Annotated in this window: 8 protein-coding genes; 1 reads left to right on the forward strand and 7 read right to left on the reverse strand. The window is 70.8% G+C overall.

The window, feature by feature from the left end; genetic code table 11:
• Positions 1 to 11: 11 nt before the first annotated feature.
• The 3 genes from ACFYO9_RS17050 to ACFYO9_RS17060 are packed head-to-tail and all read right to left on the reverse strand — an operon-like array spanning position 12 to position 4,756.
• Positions 12 to 1,196 (reverse strand): winged helix DNA-binding domain-containing protein, encoded by a 1,185-nt coding sequence (locus ACFYO9_RS17050; RefSeq protein ID WP_358775933.1) that lies wholly within the window; start codon positions 1,194 to 1,196, stop codon positions 12 to 14.
• A 37-nt stretch (positions 1,197 to 1,233) separates the two neighbouring features.
• Complete coding sequence (locus tag ACFYO9_RS17055) at positions 1,234 to 2,136, reverse strand: acyl-CoA thioesterase II (RefSeq protein WP_358775767.1); 903 nt, start codon at positions 2,134 to 2,136, stop codon at positions 1,234 to 1,236.
• Between the two features lie 46 nt (positions 2,137 to 2,182).
• A complete protein-coding gene (locus ACFYO9_RS17060) occupies positions 2,183 to 4,756 on the reverse strand; it encodes a DUF3516 domain-containing protein (RefSeq protein WP_358775769.1) in 2,574 nt (857 codons plus the stop codon).
• A 61-nt stretch (positions 4,757 to 4,817) separates the two neighbouring features.
• Here ACFYO9_RS17060 and ACFYO9_RS17065 point away from each other — a divergent pair, with 61 nt between their 5' ends.
• Positions 4,818 to 5,612, forward strand: coding sequence for a metal-dependent hydrolase (locus ACFYO9_RS17065; protein ID WP_355809521.1), 795 nt, complete (start codon positions 4,818 to 4,820; stop codon positions 5,610 to 5,612).
• Positions 5,613 to 5,659: 47 nt separating this feature from the next.
• On the opposite strand, the gene ACFYO9_RS17070 is transcribed toward ACFYO9_RS17065, so the two are convergent.
• The 4 genes from ACFYO9_RS17070 to ACFYO9_RS17085 all read right to left on the reverse strand — a co-directional run bounded on the left by ACFYO9_RS17070 (position 5,660) and on the right by ACFYO9_RS17085 (position 13,286).
• Positions 5,660 to 7,510 carry an ABC transporter ATP-binding protein gene (locus ACFYO9_RS17070; protein ID WP_358775771.1) on the reverse strand — a complete coding sequence of 617 codons (1,851 nt, stop codon included), beginning with the start codon at positions 7,508 to 7,510 and terminating at the stop codon, positions 5,660 to 5,662.
• Positions 7,507 to 9,486 carry an ABC transporter ATP-binding protein gene (locus ACFYO9_RS17075; RefSeq protein WP_358775773.1) on the reverse strand — a complete coding sequence of 660 codons (1,980 nt, stop codon included), beginning with the start codon at positions 9,484 to 9,486 and terminating at the stop codon, positions 7,507 to 7,509. Before ACFYO9_RS17075 ends, ACFYO9_RS17070 begins: the two co-directional genes overlap by 4 nt.
• Positions 9,487 to 9,618: 132 nt before the next feature.
• Positions 9,619 to 11,400, reverse strand: coding sequence for an ABC transporter ATP-binding protein (locus ACFYO9_RS17080; protein ID WP_358775775.1), 1,782 nt, complete (start codon positions 11,398 to 11,400; stop codon positions 9,619 to 9,621).
• Positions 11,397 to 13,286 (reverse strand): ABC transporter ATP-binding protein, encoded by a 1,890-nt coding sequence (locus tag ACFYO9_RS17085; protein WP_358775777.1) that lies wholly within the window; start codon positions 13,284 to 13,286, stop codon positions 11,397 to 11,399. Before ACFYO9_RS17085 ends, ACFYO9_RS17080 begins: the two co-directional genes overlap by 4 nt.
• Positions 13,287 to 13,450: the final 164 nt, after the last annotated feature.

The raw sequence follows: 13,450 nt of genomic DNA on the forward strand, positions 1-13,450 counted from the left end.
TTCCATGGCCGTCAGCCGGAGGCCAATTCGTCCTCGAGCCATGTGCGTCCTCGGGTTCGTGGCGTGAGCCGTACGCCGGCCAGACGCGAGGTGAGCCGCTCGGCTTCAGTCTGCACCGCGTCCCTCGCGTCGGCACCGACGTCCTCCAGGAACCTGTACACGACGTCGCCGTTGCCGTCCTGTGCCCAGCCGCCGACGATGCGTCCGTTCCACCACAGGGAGGGGCCGATATTGCCGTTCCCGTCGAAGAGACGCGGGCCGTGCTCCCCGAGGAACCAGCCGCGGTGTTGCCAGCCCATCGGAGTGGAGTCGAGTGCGGGCAGCAGGGCGGTCCAGGGCTCGGGAGGGGGAGTTTCCTCGAGGTCGTCCGCGAGCAGCAGTCCGGCTGTTCCCGCCAAGTCGACTTCAACGGGGCGCAGTTCGGTCAGCGCGCGCTTGGTCTGGGTCTTGGTCCACCCGGCCCACCAGCGCAGGTCGTCCGCGGTGGCCGGGCCGAAGGCTCGCAACCAGCGCCGGGCGAGCTCAGTTTCGGCCTTCTGTGTGTCCCAGTCGGCGAGGCCACCGGGCAACCAGTCCGTCAGCGGCGCCCAGCGGTACTGATGGGAGGTCCACGTGCCGCGCGGCCTGCCCCGAACCACGTGCCCTTCGGCGGCGAGCAACAGAAGAAGCCGACTGGCAAGCTTCTGTCGTCCCTCGTAACTCTTGCCGCGAGCCATGACGAGTTCCGTGCTCAACCGGGGGTCGTCGACGGCGAGTTCGGTCGCCGTCGCCTCCCCCCGTTCCTTAAGGGCTCGCAGGGCCACCCCTTCGGCCTCCGCCAGCCATGCCTTGACACCCATCTCGTCGTCGGCGACCCCGGTCTCGGTGAGCATGCGCAGGACGAGACGGCGCTCCCGTGCGGCGACCGCCCGCGAACAGGCGGCCTGCAGCACCGGAGCCACGTCCAGAGAGGTCACGAAAACGGTGCGTCGCATCCCCAACAGCCGGATCAGCGACCGGCCCTCGTACAGGGCGCGCTGCACGTCCGCCACGTCACCGTCCCGCATGCGGGCCCAGGCGCCCACGTACACGGACGACGGATCCGTGCCGTGCAGGGCCAGCAGGGAACGCGCCACCTCGACGGGGTCGTCCGACTTGGTGCGCGTCGTCAGCCGGTGCCGCAGCCCCAGCCGTGCCCGCCGTTCCGCCACATCGATGCGTCGCACCACGCCCCCTGCCCGCCCTTCTCGCGGATCATGCGCCTGCCGTCGGACTGTCCATGTGGCGTTCCCCGTACGGACGGAACAACCCTTCCTGCACGACCGACACCAACATGCGGCCCTCGGTGTCGTAGATCCGGCCGCGAGCGAGACCGCGGCCCCCCGCGATGATGGGGGACTCCTGGTCGTAGAGGAACCACTCGTCGGCACGGAAAGGGCGGTGGAACCACATGGCGTGGTCGAGGGAGGCCATGTCGAACCCGCGCGGCCCCCAAAGCGGCTCCACCGGGATGCGGACGGCGTCAAGGAGCGTCATGTCGCTCGCATACGTGAGCGCGCACGTGTGCACGAGGGGGTCGTCGCCCAGCGGGCCGACGGCGCGCATCCACACGGCGCTCCGCGGCTCGGCGTCCTTGATCTCCTCGGGGGTCCAGCGCAGCCGGTCCACGTAACGGATGTCGAAGGGCTGGCGCCGGGCCATGCGTTCCAGCTGCTCGGGAAGGGCGCCGAGGTGCTCCCTGATCTCCTCCGCGACCGTCGGCAGCGACTCCGGGTCGGGGGCCGTCAATCGCGGCGGGAGTTGGTGTTCGAAGGCACCCTGTTCGGGCTGATGGAAGGAGGCGGTGAGATTGAAGATGGTGCGACCCTGCTGGACCGCCGTGACGCGGCGCGTGGTGAAGGAGCGCCCGTCCCGCACTCGTTCGACCTGGTACACGATGGGCACGCCGGGGCGGCCCGGACGCAGGAAGTACGCGTGGAGCGAATGCACCGGCCGGTCGCCCTCCGTGGTGCGGCCGGCCGCCACCAGGGCCTGCCCCGCGACCTGGCCGCCGAAGACGCGTTGCAGGGACTCGTTCGGACTGCGGCCCCGGAAGATATTGACCTCGATCTGCTCCAGGTCCAGCAGGTCGACCAGCCCGTCGGCGGGGTTGTTCATGACAGTTCTTCGACTCCTGTCCGGGGTGCGTGGCTCTTGGGGGCGGTCAGAGCTGGCCGACGTCCGTGATCCGGACGATGGCACGGCCCTCCTCGTCGGAAGCCGCGAGGTCGACCTCCGCGCTGATGCCCCAGTCATGGTCGCCGTTCGGGTCGGCGAACGTCTGGCGGACGCGCCACAGACCGTGCTCGGGATCCTCCTCGATGAGCAACAGCTTGGGGCCGCGAGCGTCGGGACCGGTGCCGAGATCCTCGTACTCGTCCCAATACTTGTCCATGGCCTCGCCCCAGGCGTCCGCGTCCCAGCCGGCGTCGGCGTCCAGCTCGCCCAGCTCTTCGACGTGGTCGAGGGCGGCCAGCTCGACCCTGCGGAACATGGCGTTGCGCACCAGGACCCGGAAGGCACGCGCGTTGGCGGTGACCGGCTTGACCTGGTCGGCCTTCTCCTGGGCCTCCTCGGCCGTCATGACCTCGGGGTTGGCCAGCTGCTCCCATTCGTCGAGGAGGCTGGAGTCGACCTGGCGCACCATCTCGCCGAGCCAGGCGATCAGATCCTCCAGGTCCTCGGACTTCAGATCGTCCGGGATGGTGTGCTCCAGCGCCTTGTACGCGCTCGCGAGGTAGCGCAGCACGATGCCCTCGGTGCGGGCGAGCTCGTAGACGGACGTGAATTCCGTGAAGGACAGCGCCCGTTCGTACATGTCCCGGATGACAGACTTAGGGGACAGCGGATGGTCGCCCACCCACGGGTGGCTGGTGCGGTACGTGTTGTAGGCGTGGAAGAGGAGCTCCTCCAGAGGCTTCGGGTACGTGATGTCCTGGAGCCGCTCCATCCGCTCCTCGTACTCGACACCGTCCGCCTTCATGAGCGCCACGGCCTCGCCTCGGGCCTTGTTCTGCTGGGCCGCGAGGATCTGGCGCGGGTCGTCGAGGGTGGACTCGACCACGGACACCATGTCCAGGGCGTACGAGGGCGACTCGGGGTCGAGGACCTCGAACGCGGCGAGGGCGAAGGTCGACAGCGGCTGGTTCAGGGCGAAGTCCTGCTGCAGGTCGACCGTCAGACGCACGATGCGACCGGTGGTGTCCGGCTCGTCGAGCTTCTCCACGACGCCGCCGGCGAGCAGCGAGCGGTAGATCGCGATGGCCCTGCGGATGTGCCGCAGCTGCTGCTTGCGCGGCTCGTGGTTGTCCTCGAGGAGGTGACGCATCGCTTCGAAGGCGTTGCCGGGCCGGGCGATGACGGACAGCAGCATGGTGTGCGTGACCCGGAAGCGGGAGGTCAAGGGCTCGGGGTCGGAGGTGATGAGCTTCTCGAAGGTGCTCTCCGACCAGGCGACGAACCCTTCGGGTGCCTTCTTGCGGACCACCTTGCGGCGCTTCTTGGCGTCGTCACCCGCCTTGGCGAGCGCCTTCTCGTTCTCGATGACGTGTTCGGGCGCCTGGGCGACCACAAGGCCTGCCGTGTCGAAGCCCGCACGGCCCGCGCGTCCGGCGATCTGATGGAACTCCCGGGCGCGCAGGGTGCGCACGCGGCTGCCGTCGTACTTGGTGAGGGCCGTGAAGAGCACCGTGCGGATCGGGACGTTGACGCCGACGCCCAGGGTGTCCGTGCCGCAGATGACCTTGAGGAGCCCCGCCTGCGCGAGCTTCTCCACCAGTCGGCGGTACTTGGGCAGCATGCCGGCGTGGTGCACACCGATCCCGTGGCGCACGTAGCGCGAGAGGTTGCGGCCGAACTTGGTGGTGAAGCGGAAATTGCCGATCAGCTCGGCGATCTTGTCCTTCTCCTCGCGCGTGCACATGTTGATGCTCATCAGCGACTGTGCCCGCTCGACCGCCTGGGCCTGGGTGAAGTGCACGATGTAGACCGGCGCCTGCTTGGTCTCGAGGAGCTCGGTGAGCGTCTCGGTGATGGGCGTCAGGCGGTACTCGTAGGACAGCGGAACGGGCCGGGTGGCGGAACGGACGACCGAGGTCGGGCGGCCGGTGCGGCGCGTCAGATCCTTTTCGAACATGCTGACGTCGCCGAGCGTGGCCGACATGAGGATGAACTGGGCCTGCGGAAGTTCCAGCAGCGGAATCTGCCACGCCCAGCCACGGTCCGGCTCGGCGTAGAAGTGGAACTCGTCCATCACGACCTGGCCGATGTCGGCGTGCTTGCCGTCCCGCAGCGCGATCGAGGCGAGGACCTCGGCCGTGCAGCAGATGACGGGGGCGTCGGCGTTGACCGACGCGTCGCCGGTCAGCATGCCGACGTTCTCGGTGCCGAAGAGCTTGCACAGGTCGAAGAACTTCTCCGACACCAGAGCCTTGATGGGTGCCGTGTAGAAGGTGACCTTGTCCTGGGCGAGGGCGGTGAAGTGGGCACCCGCGGCGACCAGGCTCTTGCCGGAGCCGGTCGGCGTGGACAAGATCACGTTCGCCCCGGAGACCACCTCGATCAGCGCCTCCTCCTGGGCCGGGTAGAGAGTGATGCCCTGGTCCTCGGCCCACGACGAGAAGGCTTCGAAGAGGGCATCGGGGTCGGCATCCGGCGGCAGCTGATCGATAAGGGTCACACCCCCATCTTGCCTTCCTTCGCACCCGATGAGGGAACCGGAGGGTCCCACGAAGATCACGAACGCTACGCTGTGTCGCCAACGGGGCGTCAGAACAATGGAAATGGGGCGGGCAACAGCAATGATGGGACCGGCACACTCGCTGTCGGGGGCGGCAGCCTGGCTGGGGGTCGGTGCCGCTGCTGCGGCCGCGGGGCACACGATGCCCTGGCCGGTCCTCCTCGTGGGGGCGCTGATCTGCGCGGGAGCGGCGCTCGCGCCCGACCTCGACCACAAGTCGGCGACCATCTCGCGGGCCTTCGGGCCGCTCTCCCGGGGCATGTGCGAGATTGTCGACAAACTCTCGTACGCGGTCTACAAAGCGACACGCAAACAGGGGGACCCCCGCCGCTCGGGCGGGCACCGCACGCTCACGCACACCTGGCTGTGGGCCGTGCTGATCGGAGCCGGATCCTCGGCCCTGGCGATCTTCGGCGGCCGCTGGGCGGTCCTCGGGATTCTCTTCGTCCACATGGTGCTCGCCATCGAGGGCCTGCTGTGGCGGGCGGCCCGCGGCTCGAGCAGCGACGTGCTGGTGTGGCTGCTGGCCGCGACGAGCGCCTGGATCCTCGCCGGTGTCCTGGACAAGCCCGGCAACGGCGCGGACTGGCTGTTCACGGCGCCCGGCCAGGAGTATCTGTGGCTGGGGCTTCCGATCGTGCTCGGTGCGCTGGTGCACGATGTCGGCGACGCACTGACCGTCTCGGGGTGCCCGATCCTGTGGCCGATCCCGATCGGTCGCAAGCGCTGGTATCCGATCGGACCGCCGAAGGTGATGCGGTTCCGGGCCGGCAGCTGGATCGAGCTCAAGGTGCTCATGCCGGTGTTCATGCTGCTCGGGGGAGTGGGCGGCGCGGCCGCACTCAACTTCATCTGAACGGCCACTCCCGCAGGAGTGACGTCCCTTGCGGGGGCGGCGCCGGCTCAGGCGGTGCTCGGCGGCTGCCCGTGCCAGGAGTGCCAGAGCGCCGCGTAGGCACCGTCAGCCGCCACGAGGTCGTCGTGGGTGCCGAGCTCGGTGATCCTGCCCGCCTCCATGACCGCCACCCGGTCCGCGTCGTGTGCCGTCTGCAGACGGTGGGCGATGGCGATGACGGTGCGCCCGCGCAGGACGGCGGCCACAGCGCGTTCGGTATGCCGTGCAGCCGTCGGGTCCAGGAGCGCCGTGGCCTCGTCGAGGATCAAGGTGTGGGGGTCGGCGAGGACGACGCGGGCCAGTGCCAGTTGCTGGGCCTGAGCGCCGTGCAACCGGTGGCCTCCAGGGCCCAGCTCCGTGTCGAGTCCGTGCGGCAGGCCGTCGTACCAGTCCGCGCCGACCGCGGCCAGGGCCCCTTCGAGATCGGTCTCGGGGGCGGACTCCGCCGCGACGCGCAGGTTGTCCCGGACCGTGCCGAGGAAGACGTGGTGCTCCTGGGTGACGAGGACGACCTGACGGCGCAGCCGGTCGGGCGCCATCTCGGCGATCGGCACGCCGCCGACGGTGACGGCGCCCGAGGTCGGAGCGTCGATGCCGGCGAGCAGACGGCTCAGTGTGCTCTTTCCGGCACCGGACGGGCCGACGATGGCCAGACGCTCGCCGGGCCGTACGGAAATGTCGACACGGCGCAGAACATCGGCGCCGCTGCCGTAGGCGAAACACACGCCGCGCAATTCGATGCGGTCGTCCTCGGGCGCGCCGCCGGGGGCCGGGACGGAAGAGGCGGCAGTCCGTGCGGAGGCGTCGGCCGGGGCGGAGGTATCCGCGGGGACTCTCGGCGCGGCGGCCACGCCCTCGACGCGGGCGAAGGAGGCGCCACTGCTCTGTACCTGTTCGACCTGCTGCAGGATCGTGTCGAGGGGCTGGGAGAGGTGGCGCAGGTACAGCGCCGAAGCGACCACCGTGCCCAGGCTCACGGAGCCCTCTCCATGCAGAGCTCCACCGACGAGGAGCACGGCGACGACCGGTACGGCGTACGAGGCGTCGATGGCAGGGAAGAGCACGCTGCGCAGGAAGAGCGTCCGGTCATGGGCGGCGACGCACCGTTCGATCTCCCTCTCGCTGTCGGCGACGCGGCGCTCGCGCAGTCCGAAGGCCTCGACGGTGCGGGCCCCGGACGCGGTGGCGGCCAGGACCTCCGCCAGCGCGGAGTGCGCCGCTCCCTGCTCGAGGTAGGCGGAGTGCGCCCGGCGCAGGTACCAGCGGGTGGCGAACCAGATGCCGGTGAGACCGAGCACGCCGCAGACGCCGAGCAGAGGGTCGAGGAGGAAGATCGCACCGAGGATGAAGAGGGCCTGCACGGCTGCGACGAAGATGTCGGGGCCCGTGTCACGCAGCGCCTGCCCTGCCGTGGCCACGTCGGTCGTGCCGCGGGCGGTCAGGTCCCCGGCACCGGCCCGCTCCACGACCGAGGCGGGAAGCGCGAGTGCTCGGTCGACGAACTGTTCGCGGATCCGGGCCAGGGTCCGCTCGCCGAAACGGTGGGCGAGGTAGCGGGCGTGGCGTGCCAGGAGAAGCTGGGCGACGGCTCCGGCGAGGATGCCGAGCGCGAGGCGGTCGACGGCGGCGACGCCACCGCCGTCCTTGACCGTGTTGATGATGCGCCCCAACAGCCAGGGGCCGACCAGGCCGGCGGCCGCGGCGAGGGCGCTGAAGACGATCATGGTGACGAAGGCGCCGGTGTCCTGGCGTATGAGACGCACGGCGGCCCGACGGACCTGACGGCGGTCGGCCACGGGCAGGAGCCCGGAAGCGGCCTCGGCGGCGTCACGACGTCCGGACGGTATGGCAGGCGTCATCGGAGTGCCTCATGACCCGGTTCGGCGGCGGAGTGTCGCGATGGCTCGTGACGGGGTGGTGCGTGCGGCTTCTCCGCCTCGTCACCGGGCGACACCAGGCGCCGGTAGCCGGGGCGCTCGGTCAGGAGATCGCGATGGCGGCCGACGGCGGTCACTCGTCCGTCGACCACGTAGTACACGGCGTCGGCCTGGTCGAGGACGAGCGGCGACGTGCTGGTCACCAAGGTCGTACGGCCCCGGCGCGCGGCACGCAGCCGGGCCGCCATGTTCGCCGCCGTGTGGGCGTCGACTGCCGACGTGGGGTCGACCGCCAGGAGGACTTCGGGGTCGGCGAGGAGGGCGCGAGCCAAGCGGATGCGCTGGCGTTGCCCGCCGGAGAGGTTGCGGCCGTGTGCTTCGAGCAGCGCGTCGAGGCCGTCCGGCAGACCGAGGAGGATGTCGCGCGCCGCAGCGTCCTCGACCGCACGGGCAAGAGCGTCCTCCTGAGGAGACCACCGTCCGGAGATCGCGGCGCGCAGCGTGCCGGCGAAGAGGTCGGCTTCGTTGTCCGCCACCAGAATCCGGGAACGGACTTCGTCGAGCTCCATGGCGTCGAGTCGGACCGAGCCCCAAGTGGCGGAGGAGGGGGTGAAGCGGCCGAGGCGATCGACGATGTCGGTGCCGCCCGACGCGTGACGGGTCGCGAGTGCGGTGAGGAGGCCGGGCGCGACCTCTACACCGGATTGCGGGTCCCGCAGCACGGACGGCACCTGAGGACCGCGCACCGGGCGCGCACCGGCACCCGTCCCACCAGGCGAAGCGCCCGAGGGCTGGGTTCGGCCCGCTGCCCCGGCCGACGCCTTCGCCAAGCCCCCTTCCGCCACCCGCAGTTCCGCCAAGCCTCGTCCCGCAGGACCCCGTCCCGTAGAACCCCGTTCCGCCGACCCCCGTTCGGGCGACCCTCGCTCGGTCGAAGGCGCAGGCTCCTCTGGGCTGCCGTTCAGGCCCTCCGGCTCCAGGTTCAGGAAGTTCACGACCCGTCGCGCGGCGACCAGACCCCGGCCGATGTCGTAACCGGCCTCGATGAAGAAGGTCACCGGGACCACGAGCACGGCCACGTAGCCGTAGACGGCCACCAACTCGCCCACCGTGATGGAGCCCTGAGCGGCCATGCGTGCGGCGAGCCACGTCACGGCTGCCAGGAACAAGGCGGGCAGGCCGAGGCCGAAGGCCTGGATCCAGCTCATGCTCGATCCGACGCGGTATCCGTCGTCCCGCAGTCGGCGAGAGCCGTCCCGGTAGCGGGCGGCGAACACGGCTTTGCCGCCCAGGCCGTTGAGGACGCGCAGCCCGCCGGCGAGGTCGCCGAGGATCGCCGCGAGCGCGCCCTGGCGTTCCCGGTAATCCGTCTCCGCTCCCTGCAGTCGGCTGAGGAACGGTCCGACGAGCATGGCGAGCAGTGGCACGCCGACCAGTACCACCACGGCAAGCAGGGCGGAGACGGAGAAGAGGAGTGCGGCCACCACGACGTAGGCGAGCACCGCGCCCGCGCCGGGGCCCGTCACGGTGAGGGTCTGGCTGATCACGCCCACGTCGGAGTGGCCGATCGTCACGACCTCGCCCGCGGAGAGCCGGCGCGGCAGCACGGCGCCGAGCCGGGTCGCGTGGTCGATCACGACGCGCACGGTGCGGAAGTAGGCGTCGAGCCGGACACGCGTCATCGTGCGATGCCGCATGATCGCCAACCAGGCGTTCACCACACCGATGCCGAACAGAACCGCGGACCAGCTGAGCAGGGCGGACCGGTCACCGGGGCGCAGCCCGTCGTCGATCGCGTGCGACAGGACGTACGGGGGAAGAGTGAGGCAGATCATCCACGCACTGCCCAACAGGGCGCCCAGGGCCACCCGTCGGGGCTGGCTGACGGTCACCCACCAGAGGTAGCGGGCAGGCCCGCGGTGGTCGGGGGTGCCGGGGCCCGTGGGAGATGCGGCCATTCCCGCACCCTAACTACCTCTGTGCGCTGCCTGACAGAGCGCCCCGCGTTCACCCCGCTCACCCACCCGAGCAACGCGCCCGACTCCAACAGGCTGGCCCCGCGCACGACTTCGCCTCCGGCCCCGCCACCCCTACCCGTGCCAGGACCGCCACAGGGCGGCGTACGCGCCGTTCGCCGTCACCAGTTGGTCGTGGGTGCCCAGTTCGCTGATCCGTCCCTCCTCCACCACCGCGATCACGTCCGCGTCGTGTGCCGTGTGCAGCCGGTGGGCGATGGCCACGACCGTGCGGCCGTCGAGGACTTTGGCGAGGGAGCGTTCCAGGTGCCGTGCCGCACGCGGGTCGAGGAGGGACGTCGCCTCGTCCAGGACCAGGGTGTGCGGGTCCGCGAGGACCAGACGCGCCAGGGCGATCTGCTGTGCCTGCGCCGGCGTCAGTGCGAAGCCGCCGGAGCCGACCTCGGTGTCGAGGCCGTCGTCCAGGCCCTGTGCCCAGTCGGCCGCGTCCACCGCGCCGAGCGCGGCCCAGAGTTCGGCGTCCCGCGCGCCGGTCCGTGCCAGGAGGAGGTTGTCGCGCAGGGAACCCACGAAGACGTGGTGTTCTTGGTTGACCAGGGCCACATGGGCGCGCACCTCCTCCGCGGGCATGGCCGCCAACGCCGCGCCGCCCAAGGTGACATGGCCGGTGCGCGGCCCGTAGATGCCCGCGAGAAGCCGACCGAGCGTGGACTTGCCCGCGCCGGACGGGCCGACCAGGGCGACGCGGGAGCCGGGTTCCACGGCCAGGGACACCTCGCGGAGCACGTCCACGCCCGCGCGGTATCCGAAGTGCACGTCGTCCGCGAGGACACGGCGGCCCTCCGGGATGACGGACGAGTCGCCTGCGTCCGGCTTGATGTCGCGTACGCCGACGAGCCGGGCCAGCGAGACCTGCGCGACCTGAAGCTCGTCGTACCAGCGCAGGATGATCCCCAGCGGATCCACGAGCATCTGCGCGATCAGCACGCCGGTCGTCAGTTGGCCCACGCCGATCCATCCCTGGAGGACGAAGACGCCGCCCATCATCAGCGTCGAACAGAGGACCGTCACATGGGTGAAACTGATCACCGGGAAGAGGACCGACCGCAGGTAGAGGGTGTATCGCTCCCAGGCGGTCCACTCCTTGATGCGACGTTCGGACATCTCGATGCGGCGGGGGCCGAGACGATGGGCCTCCACGGTGCGTCCCGCGTCGACGGTCTCGGTGAGGGCGGCCGCGACGGCGGCGTATCCGGCGGCCTCCGAACGGTAGGCGGCAGGCGCCCGCTTGAAGTACCAGCGGCAGCCCACGACGAGGAGGGGTACAGCGATGAGCACGGCGGGCGCCAGCGGCGGCGCGGTCACCGCGAGCCCGCCGAGCAGCAGGACGACCCAGACCACGCCGATGGCGAGCTGCGGCACCGCTTCGCGCATGGCGTTGGCGAGTCGGTCGATGTCCGTGGTGATGCGCGAGAGCAGGTCGCCGGTGCCGGCGCGCTCCAGAACCCCGGGCGGCAGCCCGACGGAGCGTACGAGGAAGTCCTCGCGCAGGTCCGCCAGCATCTGTTCGCCGAGCATCGCACCACGCAGCCGTACCTCGCGTACGAAGTAGGCCTGGACGAGCAGAGCGAGGGCGAACATCCCGATGGTGAGTTCCAGATGGAGTGCGCGGGTGTCGTCCGAGACCTTCTCGACCAGGTTGCCCAGCAGATAGGGGCCGGCCATCGAGGCGACGACGGCGAGCGTGTTGACGAGGATGAGGAGGAGGAAGGGGCGACGGTGGCGTCGGAAGAGTTCGCGTACGTAGGTGCGTACGGTCGCGGCCGACCCGACGGGCAGGGTCTCCGTCGTCGTGGGGGCCGCCGGATCGTACTCCGGGGGCGCCAGGCCGATCATGCCGTCTCCTCGATGTCGAAGTCCGTCGTGAGGTCTGTGTCGAAATCTGTCCGTGCGTCCGCGGCGACGCGTTCGGCGTCGGTCTCGCGGGTGACGACCGCGCGGTACCGCGGTTCGCTGTGCATCAGTTCACGGTGTTCGCCCACGGCTGCGACCTCACCGTCGGCCAGGAACACGACGCGCTCGGCACGGTCCAGGAGCAGCGGCGACGAGGTGAGCACCACGGTGGTGCGTCCCCGGCGCAGTCGCCGGATGCCGTCGGCGACGCGGGCCTCGGTGTGCGAGTCGACGGCGGAGGTCGGCTCGTCGAGCACCAGCGCCCCCGGGTCCGTGACCAGCGAACGGGCCAGGGCGAGGCGTTGGCGCTGGCCGCCGGAGAGGGAGCGGCCGCGTTCCGTGAGGCGGGCGGTCATCGGATCGTCGTCGACGGACGCCTGGGCCAGCGCGTCGAGGACGTCGGCGCACTGGGCGGCGGTGAGGGCCGCCTCGGGGGTGACGGCTCCCGACCTCGGAACGTCGAGCAGGGTTCGGAGCGTCCCGGAGAGCAGAACAGGATCCTTGTCCTGGACGAGGACCGCGGTGCGGGCGGTGTCCAGCGGCACATCGTCCAGGGGCACGTCACCCAGCCGTACGGAGGGCAGGTTCGCGGCGTCATCGAACGCTGGGTGGCCGCCGAGCCGTTCGGCGAGCCGTCCCGCCTCGTCCGGGTCGCCGCAGACCACGGCGGTGAGTCGGCCGGCCGGGGCGAGCAGGCCGGTCGCCGGGTCGTACAGGTCGCCGCCAGGTTCGGCGGGGGTCTCCACCGACTCCACCGGCACCGACTCCACCGGCGGGTGCGCGCGGGCGCCTCCGGGAAAGCCTGCCTCGGCCGGGTCCTGCGGCTTCTCCGCCATCCGGCTCAGAGAGAGGACGCGGGCCGCCCGCTTCGCGGAGGGGCGTGAGAACGAGTACGCCATGGCGATCTCTTCGAAGTGCCGCAGCGGGTAGTTGAGCATCATGATCGCGCTGTAGACGGTGACGAGTTCGCCCACCGTGATGCGGCCCTCGCGGGCGAGGTGGACGCCGTACCAGACGACGGCGATCAGCAGCAGGCCGGGCATCAGGACCTGGATGGCCGAGATCACCGCCCACATCCTGGCGCTTCGCACCGCTGCGGTGCGGACCTCCTGCGACGCGCGGCGGTAGCGGTCGAGGAAGAGCTCCTCACCACCGATGCCGCGCAGCACCCGCAGTCCGGCGACGGTGTCCGACGCCAGCTCGGTGGCCCGCCCCGCCTTCTCCCGCTGTAAGTCCGCCCGACGCGTGGCGCGGGGCAGCAGCGGGAGCACGGCGAGCGCGAGCATCGGGATGCCCACGGCGACCACGACACCGAGAGCAGGCTGGTAGACGACGAGCCCGACGCAGACCAGGACCACAGTGAGGGCGGCCGCCGCGAACCGCGACAGCGCCTCCACGAACCATCCGATCTTCTCGACGTCGCCGGTGGAGACGGCCACGACCTCACCGGCGGCGACACGCCGGGTGAGCGCGGAGCCGAGCGCGGCCGTCTTGCGGGCGAGCAGCTGCTGCACGCGGGCCGCGGCCGTGATCCAGTTGGTGACCGCGGTGCGGTGCAGCATCGTGTCGCCCACCGCGATGCCGACGCCGAGCAGGCCGATCAGCGCGCCGGAGAAGGCGAGCCGGGCGCCGGAGCGGTCGAGCACGGCCTCGACGGCGATGCCGACCATGTACGGCAGTCCCGCGATGCAGGAGAAGTGGAGCAGGCCCCAGGCGAGGGACCTGAGTTGTCCGCCGAGCTGGTTGCGGCCCAACCACAGCAGGAAGCGCGGCCCCGACCGGGCATCGGGGACGCCGGGGTCGGGGAACGGAAGGTCGCGAATCTGCATGACGTCCCTGGGCTCGGTGCGGCGGCCGTCGCTCCGGGCCATGACCGAGGGAGCGGACGGCGGTTACAAACCGTGAAAGGTTCACCTCGCGCGGTACTCCGAGGCAAACGGTTTTCCGCCGCGGGGTAAAGAATCGGCCCTGTCCCGGCGTGGGTCGTGGGGCC

The sequence above is a fragment of the Streptomyces sp. NPDC005863 genome (assembly GCF_042871345.1).
Taxonomy (GTDB): Bacteria; Actinomycetota; Actinomycetes; order Streptomycetales; family Streptomycetaceae; genus Streptomyces.